Genomic DNA, 22,462 nt, shown 5'->3' with positions numbered 1-22,462 from the left:
GCACGGGTTTTCTTTCGGTTAAAAATGAAAGTGGATGTTACCAGCTATAACGCACGTTCAGACTGCCGTTCAGGTCGTCGTAGCCGTTGCTGCCTGTCTGGCCCTCCGCCTGAACGCGCACGCTCCACTGGCTGGCGATATTCGCCTGGATGCCAGCTTTTAGTTCAGCACGATCGGCCGGCATGTTCTGTTTAGTCTGAGAATCATCAAACGATACCACTTCGTCATCGGTGGTATGCAGCCAGCTGACTTCCGCAAACGGCTGAATGATATTGCCGTCAGCTTTGCCCAGTTTTCCCTCCACGCGCAGGCCCAGCCGGGTCGTCCAGCTATCGCTGTTCTGGTCGTCGATGCGCGTGCCGCCGTTATCTGTTACGCCGTCGGCCTGATAATTTTGCCAGACGACCTGCGCCTGTGGCGTCAGGCTGACCGTGTTGCCATTGCTGAGCGGCATATTAAAGCGATAACCGGTTTCCAGCGAGGCGGAGTTTGCCGAAGAGTCGTATCCCTGAGAGCCTACGTCGCCGTTATCCACATGATTCTTATAGATACCGTACTGATACCAGCTATCGACATATACCCCACTGTGCGTTTTCTCATCGGCGAACCAGGTGGCGTACAGGCCGAGGTTATAACCGTCGACATGGCCGGAGGCGGTGAAGCGGCTACCGTCCGCGCCACGGTTGCCGGTGCTGTCGGTGTCGGCATTGATGTAACTGCCCATCACGCCGACGCTCAGACCCTGTTGACCGTTACTCCAGGTTGCAATATCGCCGCCCAACTGGAACTGCGAATAGTTATGGTCGTTGTCGACATTGCCGCCCGCCGAGGATGTATCCGCGTGACCGGCTTTGAAACGCGCCCACACGCTGCCATCTGTGGAACGATACTGGCTACCTTCCCGGTCGTACAGCGTCTGCATTTGCAGATTGCGCACTATCCACTGGTTGCCCAGGTAAGCGCCGATATCCGCGCGATATTGAGGGGTATCCGGAACGTCGCCGCCGTTATCACCCCCGCCATTATCTCCGCCCCCACCATTATCTCCGCCGCCGCCGTTATCATCCGTCTGCGAACGTAAATACCAGTTGCCGCCGTCCTGATACAGGCGGTACTCATACAGACCTATTTGCACCTGATTACCCTGGGTAAAGACGCCGTTCGACGCCCCGCCGACGTCCACGACTTCGATGCCGTTATCCGTTTGCGCGCCCTGTCCGCCGACATTGTTCACATACAGCGTGGTCGTGCCCGCGGTGTCGCCGGTCACCACCAGTTTATCGCTCGGCGAGTCATCGCCGCCAAACTGCGTATTCAGCGTCAGGGAGCCGCCGTTACTGGTGTAGTTGCCGTTAATCACCAGGGTATTATTGGGCGCTCCTGTGCTGGTCAGCCGGGTACTGGTCAGAGGAACGTTGCCGCTTCCGCTCTCGATCGCGCCATTATTGGTCACATCGCCATTGACGGTAACCGTATCGTCAAAACGCAGATTGCCCTGATTTTCAATGTTGCCGTTAACCACCGCATTGTTGCTGCCGCCGAAGGTGGCGTCCTGCGCCACATCAACCATTTGCTGGCTGCCAGCCGCGCCGATGGAAGCGCCCTGCGACAGCCACAACGTGCCGCCCTCAACCTGCGTTGCACCGCTGTAGGTGTTGTTCGCCCCCAAAATCAACGTTCCTGCGCCTTTTTTGGTCAGCGTTTTGCCGTCCCAGCCAGTGGCGCTCTCAGGCGCGACATCGGTCAGCGGCGTATTCAGGGTGAAGCTTTGATCGGCGTGATTAAGGGTGAAATTACCGTTCGCCGGCGTAAGCGGCGCATAAAGAGAGGCATACCAGCTTAATGCGACAGAGACATCGAACTGCGTGTTATCCGTTTTATCGTCTCGCCCTACAATGGTGATGAAATCTACCTGATCGGCAGGATCTCCGGCGATGGTTAACGCGTCGAAATTGCCGTTAATCGGCTGTGTGCTGTCGATGACCGTGACTTTGCCGTCAGGGGTATTCAGCTCGCCCGACACGCCAGTGATATTCAGCGTACCGTCCAGATTCGCCTGCTGCGCGGTAATATTCGCCGGGGCGTCGTCCGACACGTCCAGGTTAACATCCAGCACGCTGCCTTCATCCTGAGTCAGCGTGTCCACCTGCAGTGTGCTGCCTTGCTCAATTTGCGTTACGCCGCCGCTGTGGGTAGTCAAATCCTGATTAAGCGCGAATTGCCCGTTGGCGTCCAGCAACAGCCAGCCATCGTTGACGATGTCGCCGCTGCCCAGCGCGTTGACGTTGGTCGCCGCAAGCATACCGTCCTCAATTGTGGTACCGCCGCTGTAGGTATTGTCGCCGGAGAGAGTAAGCAGACCGGCGCCTTTTTTGGTCAGCGTTTTGCCGTCCCAGCCGGTAGCGCTTTCCGGGGCGACATCCACCAGCGACTGGGTGACTTCAAAACTTTTACCCGCGTCCAGCGTAAAGTTACCGTGCGCTGGCGTAACGAACGATGAGCTTCCCGCATACCAGCTTAATCCCACGCCGATGTCATATTGGGTATTATCATTCGCATCGACCCAACCGCCAGCCGCGAGATAATCCGGCGCGGTATTGGCCGCCGTGATGGCGTCGAAATTGCCCTTGATGGCGCTGTCGGCATCGATCAGCGTAACCGACTGCAACTGCTCCAGTTGTTTATCGCTGGTGATATTCTGTGAATCGGTCATCTCCAGCTTACCGTCCAGCGTGATGTCGCCGCCAGTAATCAATGGGCCGCTGGCGACGGCGCTTAAATCGACATCCAGTTCACTGCTCTGTTCCAGCGTTATTTTATCGGCGTTTAATGTGCTCCATGTTCCGTTTGCATCTTTCTCAAATACGATCTGCCCGGCGTTATCGAGCGTGGTTAATGACGACGCGCCGTTCATCATCCACTGGGTTTGATCGGCTAATGTCAGATTGATGACCGAATCTTTACCCAGATCTTTGGCAACGGATGTTGCGCCTGCAAAGTAAGAACCGGCGTCCATCGACAAATCGATATAACCCCAACCGCTGTTGACGATATCGCCGATAATATTCATTTTGCCGGTGCCATTGACTGTGCCGCCCTGAACAAGCTGGCCGGAGCTGGTGACTTTCGGATCCCAGATAGCGACACCGCCATCTGTGGTAATAGTCGTGTCGCCGCTAAGATTGATGATGCCGCCCTGCTGTACGACCACGCCGTAGCCGTTCTCTTTAGCGCCGGTCATATCGATAGAGAGGTTTTCGCCGTTAATGATCCCGGCGCTGGTGAAACTGTTGTTGCCAATCGACCATAAACCATAGGTTTTTTCATCGCCGCTCATGATGATATCGGTATTGGAGATATTCATCGTCTGACCAGAGAACTGCGCCGATGCGCCATAACCGTTGACTGCATAGATCGTGTTTCGGTTATCCGCCGTACCATTGAAGTTAAAAACACCGCTATAACCGCCGTATCCGGCGTAGCCCATACAGATACCATTAGTTTCACCGCTGGCGCCGATATCTCGGCCATCGATAACGCTGCCCGCGCCAACGGTGACATTGACTATATCGGATCCGCTCTGTGCGGTGATACCGTTCGCCTGCGCAGTTTTAACCGTCAATTGATCGGCTTTAAAATCACCGCCGGTGATCCAGATAGTATCGGCCTGCCCGTTGGCGCTAATGCTGCTACCGGAGCCAAGATCCATCTCGCCGCCGTCTTGCTGGATGCCATACATATAACCATTGCCCTGAACATCGACGGTAAGGTGATCCGCTTTTAGCAATGCATTGTCGTAATCAGCCATCATAGAAATGCCATGACCGCCGTGAAAGCCTCGCGAAGTAATAGATGAGCCGCTACCCAGATCAACATTACCGCCCTCGTAAATCTCTACCCCGGTAAATGAGGAATTACTGCTGGTCGAGGTGGTCGATAAATCAATAGCGATACCGTTCGCGGTAAAAGAGGTGCCTGTCGTGACGGAAACACCATACGCATTCCAGGTGTTTCCCGATATTGTAATTGAACTGCCATCACCTAAATTAGCGCTGCTATTGGAATCAAGTTCTACGCCATACAAATTACTCAATCCCGTAACATTAATATCGACATTGTTGCCGGTCAGGGTACTCCGGGTATTAAGATCGATTCCTGTCGCCCCATAGCTGCTGCCGCTATTGGCATCAATCCGGGTATTGTCTCCTAAAGCAACCGTCGTCTGCCACGCATAAATTCCTTCGGCGGAGTATTTTTCTGACGACGCCTGAATCAACCCGTTATCAATATTGAAACTGCCAGCGGTATTGTTTAAATAGACGCCATAAGCATCACCTGATTTTGATTCTACTGTAATAGTGCTTCCTTTCCCTAAATCAATCAGGCTTCTTGTACCGGCAGCATAAATACCATAAGCGCTGTTTTCAGCGCTTACGTCGATCTGCAAATTATTAGCGGTGACATGGGTGTCGGCATTTAATTTGGTGATATCCATTCCATCAGAACTTGTTACGGATGACGTCCCCGTGTCAACGACCTGGATTTTTGTCCCATCGCCCAGGTTGTTATTGGTACCATTATCCAGCACGACGCCGACTGAGCCGGAATCGCCGGCGATATCAATAACCGCGCCACCGTTAATCTGTACGCCGCTACCGCCCGTGACGTGGCTGTCTATGCCAGTGCCGCCCGTCGTCGAGGTAACGGTATCGCCATTCTGTAATATAATACTTGCGCCGCTTTGCGGGCCGACCTCGGCCGCATAGGCGCCAAAACCGCAAAGTAGTAAACTTACCGCCAGACCGACCGTGCGTATTTGGCTTTTTACCCGGCTGTCGCCGCACGCCAGTTCAGAGGCGACAACATACATATTTTTCGCACTATTCCATACAATATTGTAATTTCTATTCATTGATTAAATACATCCTTGCAATTTATAGGGGGATAGGGATACATATACGCAGGTAATAAAAATTCTTATTCTATTTTGAATGATTATTAGATAATGCATTAAAGTCTTAAATTATAAAGTTTGCAATTTAGATTGTGTCATTTTTCATACTCTTTATATGTGTTTTTTTTGTTCTGTATCATTGCTACGCCAATTTATTTATATGGTGATAATGTTATTTATATTCAGAAATAAAAAATGAATATGGTAAAAAATATCATTCAGTAACAAAACTTTTCATTTTATGTGGTGGTTATTGCGATTTATTTTATGAATTTAAGTCTGAAAGCAAAATAAATAGATCCGGTTCACAAATATTGAATGGATATATTTATGTGATTGATGAAATGTTTTTTTATATTTCCACAGCTGAAGAGATATTGTAATTCACACTTTGAATTTCATCGCCGGTTTGCTGCGCCACGCTGCATCAACCGCGAGATCAGTGACATGGAAGCACCTATCCGGCTTGTCGCTATTACCAACTGGCTGGCATCGCCCATAACTAAGTGGTCGCTTGGTCGGTGAGCGATAAACACGCCTTTGCACCAGCCTTTTTGGTGTGTTTTCGTAGTCTCAACTTGTCGGGCTGTTAACTTCATTGGGAGCATAAGTGGGGCATCTTTTATGCCCCCAGAATTCACTTGATTCTGATAGACATGAGCTGACCCAAGGAGAGCATTGATGCTTTCAGTTATAGGTATTAGAAGGGATTAGTTGACTTAGATAGCGTTCAGGAAAGGCAAACTGGCGGAAGATCACAGGAGTCGAACCTGCCCGGGACCGCTGGCGGCCCCAACTGGATTTGAAGTCCAGCCGCCTCACCGGAGACGACGATCTTCCGCGCCTGCATTGCTACATGGAGGCGGGGCGCATTATAGCTACTTCCTGACATTTCCACACCCCTTCCCTTACTTTTTTAACTTCCCTTTCTCCTTACCATGATCGATTTCAAATAAATCCTCATAAATTCCGGTGGTTACATTTTCTGACATCTTCTGGCACAACCGCGATCACAGAAAACAAGAATCGTAATTTGATAACCAGAAATTGGAATACCCACATTTAATGTAATGGTTTACAAAAGTGGTAACCGGTCTCAGTACACGTAAAAATGCCAGAGGATATGCGATGACAAATCATATTTTGTCCGTCAGGGAGAAGATTGGCTACGGGATGGGTGACGCCGCCAGTCATATCATTTTTGATAACGTCATGTTGTATATGATGTTTTTTTATACCGATATTTTCGGTATTCCCGCAGGCTTTGTTGGCACCATGTTTTTACTGGCGCGAGCGCTGGATGCCATTTCAGATCCATGCATGGGGCTGCTGGCGGATCGCACGCGATCCCGCTGGGGAAAATTCCGTCCGTGGGTGTTGTTTGGCGCGCTGCCGTTCGGACTCGTTTGCGTCCTGGCATACAGTACGCCGGATCTCAGCCTGAACGGAAAAATGATCTATGCCGCAGTTACTTACACGCTACTGACGCTGCTCTATACCGTGGTGAATATCCCTTACTGCGCGCTGGGTGGCGTGATCACCAACGATCCCACGCAACGCATCTCCTTGCAGTCCTGGCGCTTTGTTCTTGCGACGGCGGGAGGGATGCTTTCGACGGTTCTGATGATGCCGCTGGTGAATTTCATCGGTGGCGAAAACAAAGCGCTCGGTTTTCAGGGCGGGATTGCCGTGTTGTCCGTGGTTGCGTTTCTGATGCTGGCGTTTTGTTTCTTTACCACCAAAGAGCGTGTTGAAGCGCCTCCTGGGACGACATCGATGCGAGAAGATCTGCGCGATATCTGGCAAAACGACCAGTGGCGGGTTGTGGGGCTGCTGACCATTCTCAACATTCTCGCCGTCTGTGTCCGCGGCGGGGCGATGATGTATTACGTCACCTGGATCCTCGGCACACCGGGGGTATTCGTGGCTTTCCTGACCACCTACTGCGTTGGCAACCTGATTGGCTCCGCGCTGGCAAAACCCCTCACCGACTGGAAATGCAAAGTCAGTGTCTTTTGGTGGACCAACGCGGCGTTGGCCGTCGTCAGTCTGATGATGTTTTTTGTTCCAATGCACGCCAGCCTCACTATGTTCGCTTTTATTTTTGTGATTGGCGTGTTGCACCAACTGGTGACGCCAATCCAGTGGGTAATGATGTCCGATACGGTGGATTACGGTGAATGGTGCAATGGGAAACGCCTGACCGGTATCAGCTTCGCGGGAACGCTGTTCGTGCTCAAACTGGGTCTGGCGCTTGGCGGCGCGCTTATTGGCTGGATGCTGGCGGGCGGCGGCTATGACGCGGCGGCGAAAACCCAAAACGGCGCCACCATCAGTATCATTATTGCGCTGTTTACGCTTGTCCCTGCCGTCTGCTACCTGCTGAGTGCCATGATCGCCAAACGCTACTACACCCTGAAAACGCCTTATCTGAAAACGATCCTCAACCAACTGGCTCAGGGGGCGCGCCGCAATCAGCAAGAATTCACACATAACGACTTTCAGAACTAAAGGAACCGACTATGAAGATTAGCGACGGTAACTGGCTGATTCAGCCGGGCCTCAATGTGATTCATCCGATTCAGGTGTTCGACGTTGAACAGCACGGCAATGAACTGGTGGTTTATGCCGCCCCGCGTGATGTTCGCGAGCGCGCCTGGCAACTGGATACCCCACTGTTTACGTTGCGTTTCTTCTCGCCGCAGGAAGGGATTGTGGGGGTGCGCATGGAACACTTTCAGGGGGCGCTGGATAACGGTCCGCATTACCCACTCAATGTGTTGCAGGACGTTCAGGTCGACATACAAAACAATGACGCGTTTGCGGAGCTTAAAAGCGGCAACCTCAGCGTGCGCGTCACCAAAGGCGAATTCTGGTCGCTCGATTTTATGCGCAACGGTGCGCGCATCACCGGTAGTCAGTTGAAAAACAATGGCTATGTCCAGGATACCCATACTGGGCGTAACTACATGTTCGAACGTCTGGATTTGGGCGTGGGTGAGACTGTCTATGGTCTGGGCGAGCGCTTTACCGCGCTGGTGCGCAACGGCCAGATGATAGAAACCTGGAATTGTGACGGCGGCACCAGCACCGAACAGTCCTACAAGAATATTCCGTTCTACATCACTAACCGGGGTTACGGTGTGCTGGTCAATCATCCCCAGTGCGTCTCATTTGAAGTCGGCTCGGAAAAGGTGTCGAAAGTGCAGTTCAGCGTTGAGAGCGAGTATCTGGAGTACTTCGTCATCGATGGACCGACGCCGAAAGAGGTGCTAAACCGCTATACCCGATTTACGGGGCGTCCGGCGTTGCCGCCCGCGTGGTCGTTTGGTTTGTGGCTCACCACTTCGTTTACCACCAACTACGACGAAGCGACGGTTAACCGCTTTATCGACGGGATGGCTGAGCGCAATTTGCCGCTGCACGTTTTCCACTTCGACTGTTTCTGGATGAAAGCCTTCCAGTGGTGTGATTTCGAATGGGATCCGCTGACCTTCCCGGATCCGCAAGGGATGATTCGTCGTCTGAAGGAGAAAGGGCTGAAGGTCTGCGTGTGGATAAACCCGTATATCGGACAAAAATCCCCCGTTTTCCAGGAACTGAAAGAGAAAGGTTATCTGCTCAAACGTCCGGACGGTTCTCTGTGGCAATGGGATAAATGGCAGCCCGGACTGGCAATCTATGATTTCACGAACCCGCAGGCCCGTGAGTGGTATGCCAGTAAGCTAAAAGGTCTGGTGGGCATTGGCGTTGACTGCTTTAAAACGGATTTCGGCGAGCGTATTCCGACCGATGTGCAGTGGTTTGATGGTGCCGAACCGCAGAAAATGCACAACCATTATGCGTACATTTACAACGAACTGGTGTGGAACGTGCTAAAAGAAACCGTCGGTGAGGAGGAGGCGGTACTGTTTGCCCGCTCCGCGTCGGTGGGTGCACAGCAGTTCCCGGTACACTGGGGCGGCGATTGCTACGCTAACTATGAATCCATGGCGGAAAGCCTGCGCGGTGGTTTATCCATCGGTTTGTCCGGGTTTGGCTTCTGGAGCCATGATATCGGTGGTTTCGAAAATACGGCACCGGCGCATGTCTACAAACGCTGGTGTGCGTTTGGCCTGCTCTCCAGCCATAGTCGTCTGCACGGCAGTAAATCCTACCGCGTACCGTGGGCGTATGACGATGAGTCCTGCGATGTGGTGCGTTATTTTACCGAACAGAAGTGCCGCATGATGCCTTATCTGTATCGCGAAGCGGTTCGCGCACATGAACAAGGGACGCCGATGATGCGCGCGATGATGCTGGAGTTCCCGGATGACCCTGCGTGTGATTATCTCGACCGCCAGTATATGCTCGGTGATGCAATCATGGTGGCTCCGGTATTCTCTGAAGCCGGCGATGTACAATTTTACCTGCCGGAAGGGCGCTGGACGCATCTGTGGCGCAACGATGAAGTACAGGGTAATCGCTGGGTTAAACAGCAGTATGACTACCTGAGTTTACCGGTGTACGTGCGCGAGAACACCCTGCTGGCGCTGGGCAGTAATGAGCAGAAACCGGATTACGCATGGAATGAAGGGACCGCTTTCCAGTTGTTCTCCCTCCATGAGGGATGTGAAGCGGTTTGCGAGGTGCCAGCCGCAGATGGTTCGGTGATCTTCACCCTGACGGCCCGACGCAAGGGGCATATCCTCACCGTGATGGGCCAGGGGCAGGCGCGTGACTGGACGCTGTGCCTGCGTAACATTGCGCAAATCAGCGGGATCCGCGGTGCTTCACACCGGGGGAGCGAATCTGGCGTTGTGGTGACACCCTACGGTAATGAGGTGGTCATTACACTTTAAGCGGTTGCCTGTTGGGGGCGGAGATTCAATCGCCCCCACAATGCCAGTATCAGATACAGCGCCACCGGTAATAAAAAGCTGTAGCGGAGATTGAATGTATCAATACAGACAGCCTGCAACAACGGGAGAATAGCCCCGCCAATCCCGGCCATCACCATTGCCGCAGCCGAAATGTTTGCGATAGCCGGACTTCGGCTAATGGTGTGACCGAAGATAACTGGATAGAGAATCGAATTTCCCAGGCCAGTCAGGAGAAGCAAATACCCGCCAGAGAGATCGTTCAGAGCTATTGCTAACAGAACGGCGACGGCACAGGCCAGTGTTGCGGTAAGAAACGGATAATAGTTGCCAACCCTGTCGGCGAATAATCCATAAAGAAAACGGCCAGCCAGTGCGCCTCCCCAGTAAAAAGAGACCAATGACATCGCCATTGTGGTGCTCCAGCCACCCATCGTGATGAGGTATTTGACCAGACTGGTCGCAAGGCTCACTTCGACGCCGACATAAACGAAAATCGCCGTCACGCTAAATAAAAACCCGCTGCTTCGCCAGACGTTCTGCTTTCCTGATGCCGTTTTTTTCGGGCGCGCCACATCGGGCAGCCTGATAAAAAATACGCCTGCAATTAATAGCAATGAGAATAACGTGAGGCAAAACCAGAGCGTGCTGATGGGCTCGTTTCGCGCAAGAACATCGACAGGAGAAAACTCCAGCAGCAGCGCAACCAGCATCGGGGCCAGTGTGGTTCCCAGTGAGTTGACGGCGGAGGCCAGGCACAGATTGCCTATTCGTTTATGCGGTGCGCTAAGCAGTGTCAGATAAGGGGTGGCGACGACCTGCATCGCCGCCACACCTGTTGCGATAATGAACATCGCCACCAGTGACAGGGCAAAGGAATCCAGCCGCAAGGCGAGGGCAAATGCCAGGCATCCGACGAAAGACAGGGATAACGACAGGAGCAACACGTTGCGATAGCCCCGGCGTTCAATCAGCATGGAGCAGGGCAGACAGGTCAGAAAAGGAGCCACATAAAAAATAACGGTAATGAAAATAGACTGTAGCCACGACAGGTGAAAATACTGATAGAAAAAAATAATCAAAACGCTGTTAATCGCGGTGATGTTTCCCCACAGGAAAAATACCGATGCCAGTAATGTAAAATTTCTATTCATTTGTCTTTTATAATCAATTTTCTGATGTAGTGACCTGTTGCACAGACCGTTCTTTAAAATAACGCTAAATTAGCGTTGCATTCACTGGAGTAAAACATGGAACTGGAAAACGTATTTCGCGACGTAAAATTAAATAAAACAGAAATCACGGTGTTGCGCTTTATTCAGAATAACCCGGAGCAATGTATACGTGAGGGTATCCGGACGGTGGCGGAGCATTGCTACAGTAATCCTTCTTCGCTGGTCAGGCTGGCGAAGAAACTCAAGTTTAGCGGCTGGCTGGAACTGGTCTATTTCATCAAGTTTAATATCACAATGCCAAAACTTGACGTGACCAACGATGTGAACTTTATGAATATCCAGCCTGCTGAAAACTTGTCGCTACTCTTAAACCGGTTGCAACACGATCGTATTCTTATTCATGGCAGCGGTTTCTCTCAATTAATCGCTCAGTATATTTATAATAAATTCCTGGTGATTGGCGTGAATGCCAGTCTGGCGCTTTGGCCGGACTACGAAATACTGGAACAAAAAACGTCTGCAAAATTTGATTCTATCTGGCTGGTCTCTAAGTCCGGACGCAGCAGCTCAGCATTAAATTGGGTTAAAGCGCTGGAGGGTAAAAATACCGACCTGGTCTGCTTTACCGGTGATTATCAAAGCCCGCTGGCGCAGGCGGCGGATACTGCGGTCATTATCCACGATCCACAAAAATTCGATGATGATATTTACTGGAGCAATCCATTTTTTGGCTACTGCATTCTCGGTTTCGAGCATTTGTTGAAACTCTGGTTTATGCAGAATCCCCCCGGGGCGTCCACTGACGCCCCGGGAACGATTATTTCCAGTCGCTAAATTGCGCTTCGTTAAGATACTCTCCCACCAGTTGTTCAGCCAGTGACCAGGAGCCAATCAGTGGATGCGCCATTAAGGCACGGATTGCCAGAAACTTATCTTTGCGCATGATGGCGGCCACTGCCAGGCGTTCGTACTCCTTCACACATGAGATCATGTTCTTCTGAGCGTCCGGGACGTGAACTGGCGTCACCGGTTTCAGTCCTTCTTTGCTCAGGTCACAGCTGATCTCAATAACGTCATCCGGGCGTAAGAAATCCAGCGTCCCGTTATTTTGCAGGGAGACCACGATGCGTTTGCTGGTAGAACTGTTCACCGCTTCGAGAATATCCAGCGCTACCCCGGCGTAACCCCCGGTGTCCGGCTCTTCAATAAACTGTTTTAGCGTAAGGGGTTCGCGGGTGTTGAATTTTTCCTGGTGCGATTCATTCTGCATGTAGCTATTTTCACGGCGCAGATAGTGTTTCATCCAGATATCAAATGCGGCCTCCGGATCCTCTTTGGCATCGACGCGTTGCAGTTCCTCACGCATTTCACGATTGATCCGCGCAATGGTTTCACCCCGCGTTTCCGGCGCATCCTGAATCGCTTTCAGGGCCACTTCGCGGTAGTAGTAGTAATAGAGATATTCATTCAGTAATTGCTTATCACATAACTGCACCAGCACCGGTGAGAAGTATTGCATCGCCGTTTTGCTGTACAGCGCCGGGTTGCTCACCAGCTTATCGGTGACATCTTCGCCTTTCACCGTGAAATGGGTAAACCAGGAGAAATGGTTTAGCCCATAGCATTCCACTTTCAGATCCGCTTCGTCGCAATCCAGAATGGCAGGCAGTTCGCGAATCAATTCTGAAGGCGCATCGCAAATGCCGTAAACCCGACGTTTAAAACCCGATTTAATGATGGCTTCGGTAACCAGCCCTGAAGGGTTGGTAAAGTTAAACAGAATGGCATCCGGCGCGGCGTGTTCTTCAATCAGGCGGCAGTAATTGAGAATGGCGGGAATTGAGCGCATTGCCATCGCAAAGCCGCCTGCCCCGGTGGTCTCCTGGCCCAGTGTATTATGGTTCAGCGCGATGCGTTCATCGCGCACGCGGCTTTCATCACCGCCGACGCGCAGGGTGGTAATAACGTAATTGCTGTTTTTTAATGCCGATACCGGGTCCGTCGTCAGGCTGAAATGAATATCTGGGCGGATCGTGGCAAAAACATAGCGGGCGATTTCGCCAAAAATTTTCAGGTTCTCTTCTGAGCTGTCGAGAAATACAACTTCTTGCAAACCAATACGATGCGCATTATATGCCAGTGATTTCGCCAGGAATGCGGAACGAACGCCGCCCCCGCCTAATACGGTTAATTTCATAACAACTCCTGATTAATTATTTGCCAGCCAGTTATCTACCCGGGATCGAACCTGTCCAACCCTCACGCCGTAAATAACCTGAACTTCATTTTGATTTCGCACCACACCATTGGCGCCAGTCGTTTTTAACAGAGCTTCATCAATTTTCTCGGGATGATGCAGCGCGACGCGTAACCGGGTAAAACAGTTATCAACAGAAATAATGTTCTCTTTGCCGCCTAAACCCTTAATAATTTCATCGGTGACAGCCTGACCTGTATTGGCTTTTTTATTGCGATACTCTTCTTTGCTATAGAGTTTCACTTCACTGTCATCTTCGCGGCCCGGCGTTTTCAGATTCAACCTGACGACCAGCGTGCGGAAAATTACGTAGTAAGCAATGAATTGGCCGATGCCGATCACGACATACAGCGGCCAGCGGGTAAGCGAGGCCGGCAGCGGCAGGTTATAAATCAAAAATTCAATGAGGCCGGATGCGCCCCACGGGCGAACGGTCAGCAGATCGCAAATCGCCTGAGATGTCGCAGTCAATGTGGCGTGAATTAACCACAACAGCGGTGAAACAAATAAGAAGGTAAACTCAATAGGTTCGGTAATGCCGGTCAGAATGGAAGTAATAATCGCAGGCAGTAAAATTGCCTTCGCCATCATTTTCTTCTCAGGTGTAGCGGTATGGTAAAACGCCAGCGCCGCGCCAGAAAGGCCAAAAATAGTCGTCATCCCTTGTTGGGAAAACCGTAACGCGTCGTTCATTACCGGGGTCAGATCGGGGTGGCGCATATAGGCCAGAAAGATAGCTTGCGTACCGGAAACCACCTGTCCGTCAACGTTCAGCGTTCCACCAATCTGCGTTAACTGGAATGGCGACCAGACGAAGTGGTGCAGGCCGGTTGGAATCAGGAATTTTTCAAAGAATCCGTAGACAAAGACACCAGCCACGCCCGCGTTCTTCATAAAACTGGTTAACGCGGCAATACCGTGCGTCATAAACGGCCAGAACCAGGTAAAGGCAATGGCATAAATAAGGATAACTGGCGTCATGGCGATTAAGGTCAGTTTTGCTCCGCCATACATAGAGAGTGCGCCAGGTAATTCTATTTCTGAGACTTTATTGTGGACCCAGGCAATTGTGCAGCCGAGAATAATCCCTAAAAAAATCCCCATATCGACGACGACAAAACCTAATATTTGCGTTTGCCCGGTACCGTAATATTCTCCATTCACTTTTTCAGCAATACCGTGGGTGTATTCCAGCCAGGAGTGATTAGCGCCTAAAAACATAATAAAGCACATGACAGCAACCAGTGCGACTTCGGTTTTTTTATCTTTCGCAAGGCCATAGCTGATGCCGACGCAAAAGAGGAGTCCCAGGTTGCCAAATAATGGCCAGAAGGTATCTCCGAGGAGCTGACCAATTTGATGTAAAAAGCTGGTTTCAGAAATAAGCGTCGGGTTGGTTAAGACTGAACTTAATGCCAGAATTAATCCAATAACAGGTAAGAACAAGACCGCCCCGATCATTGCTCTGGAGAATCTTTGCATATCCGCCAGAATACGTTGACGTATTACAGACATGGCTATTCCTTTTTCTATTATGTAGGGTATTTGTAATTATTAAATAAGTGCTTCCAACATTATCGTTATAACAACTCTCTTCGGGGATGGAAACCTGTTGCGGAAAATAGGTACAAGTAACCGATAAATGAATACCTGTTTCGTTTGGCCTGAAAAAACGCTCCCGGACGGCGACCATCCGGGAGACAAGAAGAAGGGTTATGGGGCGACGGGAGCTGGGGTTGCGGGTTCGGTTGCGCTGACGTCATTACCAGAGACTACACCCGCCTGCATCGTTTGTGTGACCTGCTGTTTATCAGCATTTACGGCATGTAACTGCCCATTCACCGTGGGTTTGAGCGGCGCATCAGCCTGTACTGTGCCGCTGGCGGTCAGTTGAATATTGCCATCACCCGCGATCGGTAGCGCAGGCCATCCCCACTGCTGAAGAACGTTTATCGGCACGCCGCGCCCGTTCAGACTGACCTGCACCTGGCGCTGTGGTAGCTGTGAGACGCTGGCGGTTGCTTCCAGAATTCCTTTTTCGGTAAAGGCGCTCAGTTCACTGATGTTGACCGTGCTGGCGTTCGCGGTGAATGAGAGCGAGGGGCGGCGTACATCGACGCGGTTGAAGGTGGCGGCGGCGGCGTTCAGGGTCGCGTTGCCGCTCCAGACGCCCCATTGATGGTTCTGTACCAGGCCAAGATTGGCACCATAGCCATCCAGCGCGGTTAACTGCCACGGAAACGCCGGGTCGATATCAATCACCAGGTTGCGGCTGGCAGTAAATTTCTTCAGCGTCAGGCTGTTTAGCCAGGCGGGCAGCGGCTTCATCCACCGTTTCTTCCAGTTTTCCGGCAGGGTGTACTCCATACCCGCCAGGGCGGCGTCATCGAGAATCAGAGCCTTACCTTCACGCAGCCAGTTACCGGAGGTTCTGACCATGCCGCCTTCCCAGCGAGTGGTAAACTGGCGTAGCGCGATACCTTGTGGTGAAAACTCTGCATTCAGAATCGGATCAAACAGATGTATTGAGCCATAAATAAACTCGCTGGCATTCAGCGACAGCTTACCTTCCTGCGTCTGCCAGTCGTCCTTGCTGAAGGTCAGATTGCGCAAGCTCAGATCAAGGTCTGTGACCGCCCAGTCCGGACCCTGAAGGCGGGCATCCGTGACCTCAAGGCGCTCAATCTGTAGCGACGGAATGGTTTTCAGCGGCGAGAAAAATGCGGCCAGCGATTTATCACTTTGCAACCGGATGTCATTCAGCCGCAGGTTTTCGACCAGCCAACTGCCATCGGCGTTACGTTGCGCTACGCCAGTTAAGGCACCGCGCGCGATATCCGCGCCAATATTGCTTAACGACACCTGATCTTTATCGATACTCCCCTGAATTAATACGTTAGCCGCGGGCACACCGTTGAGCGTCAGAGAGCCAGCGCTGAGCTGAATCTGCGCCTTGCTGCCAAGCACTCTACCGGCTTCAGGCAACCAGGGCATAATGCCGCCGTTTACCCGTTGAGCGCTCAGATTCCACTCGCTGCCAGGGCTGTTAAACGCCATCTCCTGTAATTGCAGGCGATCGGCCTGGAAGGGGAACGGCGCGGTCTGTGGCGAGATATTCAGCGTGCCGTTTTGCAGCAGGATCGTATCGACATGTAAAGGGTCGGTAAGCTGGCGGATACTCAGGCCAATGTCCACTGTCTTTGCGACCAGCGTTGCCGGTTGTCCGTCGCGCCCGAAGGTGACATTTTCCAGCAGGAGATGGGTGGGGGAGGAAAAGCGATGATCCAGCGCGTCAAAAGATAGCCTGTACCCGCTATTATCAGAAACCCAGGCGCTGACATGCTCTGCACCCCAACGAGTTTGCAGCAGAAAATAGAGGCCGAGAATCACCACCAGAAGGGCGATGAACACGTAGAGAATCAGCTTTCCAATAAATTTCATGGTCTTCCATCCCGCGAAGTGCACGTACAGGAGTTATGCACGATTTACGCGCAATCCTCAAGGCAGGAATAGTGAAAGAGCGTTACAGCGGCGGTGAACGGGTATCACCGCCGCACAATATTTATGGTTTTTCAGGCGGGAAAATCAGGTTCAGAACGATAGCGGTGATACCGCCTGCCGCGATGCCGGAGGAGAGCAGGTTTTTCACCCAGTCTGGTGCGAATTGCAGAATCAACGGCTGCTGAGAGACGCCAAGACCTACCGCCAGCGACAGCGCAATAATCAGGATCGCACGGCGATTTAGCGGCTCGCGGGAAACGATACGCACACCGGATGCGGCGATCGTTCCGAACATCACCAGCGTCGCGCCGCCGAGAACCGGTTCCGGGATATGCTGCACAAAACCGCTTACCGCCGGAAACAGACCGAGCAGGATCAGCATCAACGCGACGACAAATCCCACGTAGCGGCTGGCGACGCCAGTTAACTGAATAACGCCGTTATTCTGTCCGAAGCAGGAGTTCGGGAAGGTGTTAAAGACGGCGGAGACAAAAGAGTTCAGACCATTCGCCAGTACGCCGCCTTTCAGACGTTTCATGTACAGCGGACCGGAAACGGGTTGTTCAGAAACGTCAGATGTCGCCGTGATATCACCAATGGTTTCCAGCGAGGTGATCATAAACACCAGCATCAACGGTAACAGCAGGTTCCAGTCAATGCCCAGGCCGTAGTAGAGCGGCGTTGGCACCATGATCAGCTCCTGGGATGTGGGGGCGGTATTTTCAGGCAACATACCCATAAACCACGCCAGCGCATAGCCTGCGGCCATCGCAATAACCAATGAGGCCACGCGCAGATACGGGTTACGTTGACGGTTGAGCAGAATAATCAACAGCAACACGACACCCGCCAGCAGCAGGTTTTTCGGTGCGCCGAACGTGTTGTCATTCATTGCGGCATAACCACCGCCGATAGACGTCAGGCCGACCTGAATCAACGACAGGCCGATAATCATCACCACGACACCTGAGACGAGCGGTGTGATAATTCGACGGGCGAGATGCAGAACACGGGAAAGGACCATCTCTGTGCAACTGGCCAGCATCAGGGTGCCAAACAACGCCGCCATCATGGTTGGAACGTCAGCGCCACCGGTTTTTAGCGCGGTGCCCCCCATAATCAGCGGTGCCACGAAATTAAAGCTGGTGCCCTGAATCGACAGCAAACCGGAGCCCACCGGACCCCATGCTTTGATTTGAATAATGGAAGCCACACCGGAGGCGAACAACGACATGCTGATAATGTGTTGTGTATCCTGAGCCGGTAACCCCAGCGCCTGGCAGATGAGCAGGGCTGGCGTAATCACCGCAACAAACATTGCCAGCAGATGCTGACAAGCGGCAAACAGGGTTTGCGGAAGCGGTGGACGGTCCTCAAGACGGTAAATCAGTTCGCTGTTTTGAGTCTGCGCAACCGGTTGCGCGTTTTCTGACTCGAGGGTGTTAACAGACATCAGAGACAATCCCGTGGTGGCAAAGCGGGCATTTTATCTGACCAGTTGGTAAAAGCAAACGATTGCGACCAGGTTTTCTTATTATTTAAAATAGATAAAAGCACATTTTTATATAACTTCCCCTGCTTTTTTGCTTAAAATCCATGCCGAATTGCCACTAAAAGCTAAAAATAGCCTCAGGAATAAGACATCGTGCGTAACTGATTGCAGACGTACTTAAGGAGCTTTGCATGTTTCAACTCGACACCTTATCAACCCTCGTCGCCGCAACGCTGACGTTGCTGCTTGGGCGTAAACTGGTTCAGTCCGTCTCCTTTCTCAAAAAATACACCATTCCGGAACCTGTCGCGGGCGGGTTGCTGGTCGCCATCGCCCTTCTGGTGTTGAAAAAAAGCATGGGCTGGGAAGTGAATTTTGATATGACTTTACGCGATCCGTTGATGCTGGCATTTTTCGCGACCATCGGTTTGAACGCGAATATCGCCAGTCTGCGGGCGGGGGGCCGCGTGGTGGGGATTTTTCTGATCGTCGTGGTTGGACTGCTGCTGATGCAAAATGCCATTGGTATTGGGATGGCCAGCCTGTTGGGACTGGATCCGCTGATGGGCCTGATTGCGGGATCAATCACACTGTCCGGCGGACACGGCACCGGCGCGGCCTGGAGTAAACTGTTTATCGAACGCTACGGCTTTGTGAATGCGACGGAAGTGGCGATGGCCTGCGCCACCTTTGGTTTAGTCCTCGGCGGGCTGATCGGTGGTCCGGTGGCGCGTTACCTGGTCAAACATTCCACCACACCGGACGGTATTCCGGACGATCTGGAAGTGCCCACGGCGTTTGAAAAACCGGATGTCGGGCGCATGATCACCTCGCTGGTGCTGATTGAAACCATCGCGCTTATCGCTATCTGCCTGACCGTCGGCAAGATCGTTGCGCAACTGTTGGCGGGGACGGTGCTTGAGCTACCCACGTTTGTCTGTGTGCTTTTCGTCGGGGTGATTGTCAGTAACGGTCTGGCTCTGGTGGGCTTTTACCGTGTCTTTGAGCGTGCGGTGTCTGTCCTGGGGAACGTGAGTCTGTCGCTGTTTCTGGCGATGGCGCTGATGAGCCTCAAGCTGTGGGAGCTGGCTTCACTGGCGTTGCCTATGCTGGCGATCCTCGTGGTACAGTCTATCTTTATGGCGCTCTACGCGATCGTTGTGACCTGGCGAATGATGGGCAAAAACTACGATGCTGCCGTACTGGCGGCGGGACATTGTGGGTTTGGTTTGGGCGCGACGCCCACGGCGATTGCCAACATGCAGGCGATTACTGAACGGTTTGGCCCATCGCATATGGCGTTTCTGGTAGTGCCGATGGTTGGCGCGTTTTTTATCGATATCGTTAACGCGCTGGTGATTAAGCTATATCTGCTGTTGCCGATTTTTGCGCAATAAACTGTGAAGACGCGGCGGGAGTCAATCCGCCGCGATTTTGCATCGCACTCAGGCGTTAGAGTAGCGTTCGGTCTCTGGCATCCAGCGTTCAATCAACGCTTTCGCCTCTTGTGGATAACGCTCATGAATATGGCGGGCAATGCGCTGAACTTCCGGAATAATGGCCTGATCGCGCAGTAAATCCGCAACTTTAAACTCCGCATTTCCCGTCTGACGCGTACCCAGTAATTCCCCTGGTCCGCGGATTTCTAAATCTTTTTGCGCAATCACAAAGCCATCGCTGCTGTCGCGTAATACCTGCAGGCGTTTCTGCGCCGTTTTTGACAGGGGCGACTTATAGAGCAGGACGCAGTGCGAGGCAACCGCACCGCGACCGACGCGGCCACGTAACTGGTGCAATTGCGCCAGGCCCAGACGTTCCGGGTTTTCGATAATCATCAGACTGGCGTTAGGCACATCCACGCCCACTTCAATCACCGTCGTGGCGACCAGCAGGTGTAGCTCGCCTTGTTTAAAGGCGGCCATCACCGCCTGTTTCTCGGCAGGTTTCATACGTCCATGAACCAGGCCGACATTCAGCTCTGGCAGCGCCAGTTTCAGCTCTTCCCATGTCGCTTCTGCGGCTTGCGCCTCCAGCAGATCGGATTCTTCAATCAGCGTGCAGACCCAGTAAGCCTGGCGCCCTTCCTGCGTACAGGCATTTCGCACGCGGTCAATAATATCGCTGCGTCGCGTATCCGGAATGGCGACCGTTGTGACGGGGGTTCGACCCGGCGGAAGTTCGTCGATGACGGACGTATCGAGATCCGCGTAGGCTGTCATCGCTAACGTACGCGGGATGGGGGTGGCGGTCATGATCAACTGATGCGGATGGAAGCCCTGTTGCTGACCCTTTTCCCACAGCGCGAGACGTTGATGCACCCCAAAACGGTGTTGTTCATCGATGATGACCAGCGCAAGGCCGTTAAACTGCACCTGTTCCTGAAAGATAGCATGTGTTCCCACAACCATCTGCACCTGCCCGCTGGCGATGGCTTCCTGCTGTGCGAGCCGCGCTTTCCCCTTTTGCTTACCCGCCAGCCAGCCGACTTCCACGCCAAGGGGCGCGAACCAGTTACGGAAGTTGTTGGCGTGTTGTTCTGCCAGTAACTCTGTAGGCGCCATCAGCGCAACCTGTTTTCCGTGGGCAATCGCACGCAGCGCGGCGAGGGCGGCGACGAGCGTTTTACCGGAGCCTACATCGCCCTGTACCAGACGCATCATCGGGATATCCAGCGCCATGTCATGCTCAATTTCCGCTACCACACGCGCCTGCGCGCCAGTGGGTTTAAAGGGCAATGACGCGAGTAATTGATTCTTCAGCTTGTCGTTGGCGCTCAGCGGCTGAGCATGAAAGCGCTGCGCACCCGCGCGAAGCGCCAGCATACTCAGGTTATGCGCCAGTAATTCTTCCAGGATCAGGCGGCGTTGCGCCGGATGCTGACCTGTTTCCAGGTCGCTTAGCTGTAATGTTGGCGGTGGACGATGCAGCGTGCGTAACGCGTCGGGCAGGCTGAGCATCCCTTGCAACAATTCCGGCGGCAGTAATTCAGCAATCGCGCAGGTGTCGAGCAAATCCAGCGCCTGATCGGTGAGTTTACGCAGCGTCGCCTGCTTGATGCCTTCGGTGGTGGGATAAACCGGGGTAAGCGTTTCCTGCAGCTCAGGTGTACTCAGGTCGCCTTGTATACGGTATTCCGGGTGGATCATCTCCGCACCGTACTTTCCGCGTTTTGCTTCACCATAAGCCAGTACGCGGCGTCCGGTTGCAAGGCTGTTTTTCATCGCTGCGCTAAAGTTGAAAAAGCGCATCGTCAGAATGCCGGAGCCGTCGCTGATCTGACAGGTCATCATCCGGCGACCCCCGAAGGTGATGTTGCAGTTCAGTACTTCCCCTTCGATGGTAGCGTAAACGCCCGGCAGCAGTTCGCCAATAGGGTAGAGATGAGTGCGATCTTCATAACGCAGAGGAAGGTGCAGCAGCAGATCCTGCACGGTGTGCAGACCTATTTTCGCCAGTTTACTGCTTTGCGCTGCGCCAACGCCCGTTAGTGAACTGAGCGGTACAGCATCTAACAGGCGACCAGACACAGCGATTACCCCGCCGCCTGCATGGTGGCCCACCAGACGTCATTCGCTTCAATTTCACCCTGCTGATTGACGTGCGGGTAGGGCAGGCCTTTGCGTTTGGCGACTTTTGCCAGCACCGGATAGCCACCCTCAAACAGCAGACGCTGCTGCTCATCTTCCGGCAACATACTGTTCTCACGCAGATACATTCCGGCGTTCTGACGCTGCCGCTGGGCTTCATACAGAATCAGTGCTGACGCCACGGAAACGTTAAGTGACTGAACCATGCCTGTCATGGGAATGATGATGTCCTGATCCGCCAAATCCAGCGCTTCCTGGGTGATGCCGGTTTTCTCCTGGCCCATCAGAATACAGGTTGGTCGCGTGTAATCAATTTCGCGAAAATCGACAGCCTTATCAGAAAGATGGGTAGCCAGAACCTGCATGCCCCGGCCTTTCAGATGGGCGACAGCATCGCCAATTGTACGGTGTGTTTTTACCTGCACCCAACTGTTGCTGCCCGCCGCCGCCGAAGCCATGGTGCGCATACGACTACCCGGCCAGACGGCGTGGACTTCGTGGACGCCAACGGCATCTGCGGTACGAATGATCGCAGAAACGTTATGAGGTTTATGGACCTGTTCCATGCAGACAGTCAGGTCAGGCTGGCGCCTGGCGAGCATCTCGCAGATTCGCTCGTAACGTTTTACATTCATTA

At 52.7% G+C, this 22,462-nt stretch carries 12 protein-coding genes and 1 tRNA gene; 4 read left to right on the top strand and 9 right to left on the bottom strand.

Features of this window, described 5'->3' with window-relative positions:
* Positions 1 to 37: 37 nt before the first annotated feature.
* Entirely contained in the window at positions 38 to 4,912 is a 4,875-nt protein-coding gene (locus tag WB371_RS11230) for an autotransporter outer membrane beta-barrel domain-containing protein (protein WP_336220135.1), read from the bottom strand.
* A gap of 787 nt (positions 4,913 to 5,699) precedes the next feature.
* Positions 5,700 to 5,794: transfer RNA gene (locus WB371_RS11225), tRNA-Sec, on the bottom strand.
* A gap of 288 nt (positions 5,795 to 6,082) precedes the next feature.
* On the opposite strand from WB371_RS11225, the gene WB371_RS11220 reads away from it, so the two are divergent.
* Entirely contained in the window at positions 6,083 to 7,465 is a 1,383-nt protein-coding gene (locus WB371_RS11220; RefSeq protein ID WP_336220134.1) for a glycoside-pentoside-hexuronide family transporter, read from the top strand.
* An 11-nt stretch (positions 7,466 to 7,476) separates the two neighbouring features.
* Positions 7,477 to 9,795 carry an alpha-xylosidase gene (gene yicI, locus WB371_RS11215; RefSeq protein ID WP_336220133.1) on the top strand — a complete coding sequence of 773 codons (2,319 nt, stop codon included), beginning with the start codon at positions 7,477 to 7,479 and terminating at the stop codon, positions 9,793 to 9,795.
* On the opposite strand, the gene WB371_RS11210 is transcribed toward yicI, so the two are convergent.
* Positions 9,792 to 10,967, bottom strand: a complete 1,176-nt coding sequence (locus WB371_RS11210; RefSeq protein ID WP_336220132.1) for an MFS transporter — start codon at positions 10,965 to 10,967, stop codon at positions 9,792 to 9,794. The genes yicI and WB371_RS11210 overlap by 4 nt on opposite strands.
* Positions 10,968 to 11,063: 96 nt before the next feature.
* Between WB371_RS11210 and WB371_RS11205 the strand changes: the two genes are divergently transcribed.
* Entirely contained in the window at positions 11,064 to 11,822 is a 759-nt protein-coding gene (locus tag WB371_RS11205) for a MurR/RpiR family transcriptional regulator (RefSeq protein ID WP_336220131.1), read from the top strand.
* Here the strand turns inward: WB371_RS11205 and WB371_RS11200 are convergent.
* The 4 genes from WB371_RS11200 to xanP all read right to left on the bottom strand — a co-directional run bounded on the left by WB371_RS11200 (position 11,806) and on the right by xanP (position 18,199).
* Positions 11,806 to 13,185 carry a glycoside hydrolase gene (locus WB371_RS11200; protein ID WP_336220130.1) on the bottom strand — a complete coding sequence of 460 codons (1,380 nt, stop codon included), beginning with the start codon at positions 13,183 to 13,185 and terminating at the stop codon, positions 11,806 to 11,808. The two genes, WB371_RS11205 and WB371_RS11200, sit on opposite strands and share 17 nt — an antisense overlap.
* 12 nt (positions 13,186 to 13,197) lie before the next feature.
* Entirely contained in the window at positions 13,198 to 14,760 is a 1,563-nt protein-coding gene (locus WB371_RS11195) for a PTS transporter subunit EIIC (RefSeq protein ID WP_336220129.1), read from the bottom strand.
* Positions 14,761 to 14,958: 198 nt separating this feature from the next.
* Positions 14,959 to 16,686: an AsmA family protein gene (locus WB371_RS11190; protein ID WP_336220128.1), complete on the bottom strand. Its 1,728-nt coding sequence runs from the start codon at positions 16,684 to 16,686 to the stop codon at positions 14,959 to 14,961.
* A gap of 121 nt (positions 16,687 to 16,807) precedes the next feature.
* On the bottom strand, positions 16,808 to 18,199 hold the full coding sequence (gene xanP / locus WB371_RS11185) for a xanthine/proton symporter XanP (protein WP_336220127.1): 1,392 nt from the start codon (positions 18,197 to 18,199) through the stop codon (positions 16,808 to 16,810).
* A gap of 230 nt (positions 18,200 to 18,429) precedes the next feature.
* Here xanP and gltS point away from each other — a divergent pair, with 230 nt between their 5' ends.
* Positions 18,430 to 19,635 carry a sodium/glutamate symporter gene (gene gltS / locus WB371_RS11180; protein ID WP_336220126.1) on the top strand — a complete coding sequence of 402 codons (1,206 nt, stop codon included), beginning with the start codon at positions 18,430 to 18,432 and terminating at the stop codon, positions 19,633 to 19,635.
* A gap of 48 nt (positions 19,636 to 19,683) precedes the next feature.
* Here gltS and recG read toward each other — a convergent pair whose 3' ends face one another.
* Together recG and trmH are read right to left on the bottom strand one after the other, a co-directional pair.
* A complete protein-coding gene (gene recG / locus WB371_RS11175) occupies positions 19,684 to 21,765 on the bottom strand; it encodes an ATP-dependent DNA helicase RecG (protein WP_336220125.1) in 2,082 nt (693 codons plus the stop codon).
* A 5-nt stretch (positions 21,766 to 21,770) separates the two neighbouring features.
* Positions 21,771 to 22,460, bottom strand: coding sequence for a tRNA (guanosine(18)-2'-O)-methyltransferase TrmH (gene trmH, locus WB371_RS11170; protein ID WP_336220124.1), 690 nt, complete (start codon positions 22,458 to 22,460; stop codon positions 21,771 to 21,773).
* Positions 22,461 to 22,462: the final 2 nt, after the last annotated feature.

It is taken from the genome of Citrobacter amalonaticus, assembly GCF_037053465.1.
In the GTDB taxonomy this organism is placed as follows: Bacteria; Pseudomonadota; Gammaproteobacteria; order Enterobacterales; family Enterobacteriaceae; genus Citrobacter_A; species Citrobacter_A amalonaticus_H.
This window is presented reverse-complemented; position numbering and strand designations above follow the sequence as displayed.

Bases quoted from the DNA above. Each gene is read 5' to 3' on its own strand.
- WB371_RS11195 (WP_336220129.1), bottom strand. From the start codon at position 14,760: ATGTCTGTAATACGTCAACGTATTCTGGCGGATATGCAAAGATTCTCC.
- yicI (WP_336220133.1), top strand. From the start codon at position 7,477: ATGAAGATTAGCGACGGTAACTGGCTGATTCAGCCGGGCCTCAATGTG.
- WB371_RS11220 (WP_336220134.1), top strand. From the start codon at position 6,083: ATGACAAATCATATTTTGTCCGTCAGGGAGAAGATTGGCTACGGGATG.
- trmH (WP_336220124.1), bottom strand. From the start codon at position 22,460: ATGAATGTAAAACGTTACGAGCGAATCTGCGAGATGCTCGCCAGGCGC.
- WB371_RS11200 (WP_336220130.1), bottom strand. From the start codon at position 13,185: ATGAAATTAACCGTATTAGGCGGGGGCGGCGTTCGTTCCGCATTCCTG.
- WB371_RS11190 (WP_336220128.1), bottom strand. From the start codon at position 16,686: ATGAAATTTATTGGAAAGCTGATTCTCTACGTGTTCATCGCCCTTCTG.
- WB371_RS11205 (WP_336220131.1), top strand. From the start codon at position 11,064: ATGGAACTGGAAAACGTATTTCGCGACGTAAAATTAAATAAAACAGAA.
- gltS (WP_336220126.1), top strand. From the start codon at position 18,430: ATGTTTCAACTCGACACCTTATCAACCCTCGTCGCCGCAACGCTGACG.
- WB371_RS11230 (WP_336220135.1), bottom strand. From the start codon at position 4,912: ATGAATAGAAATTACAATATTGTATGGAATAGTGCGAAAAATATGTAT.
- xanP (WP_336220127.1), bottom strand. From the start codon at position 18,199: ATGTCTGTTAACACCCTCGAGTCAGAAAACGCGCAACCGGTTGCGCAG.
- WB371_RS11210 (WP_336220132.1), bottom strand. From the start codon at position 10,967: ATGAATAGAAATTTTACATTACTGGCATCGGTATTTTTCCTGTGGGGA.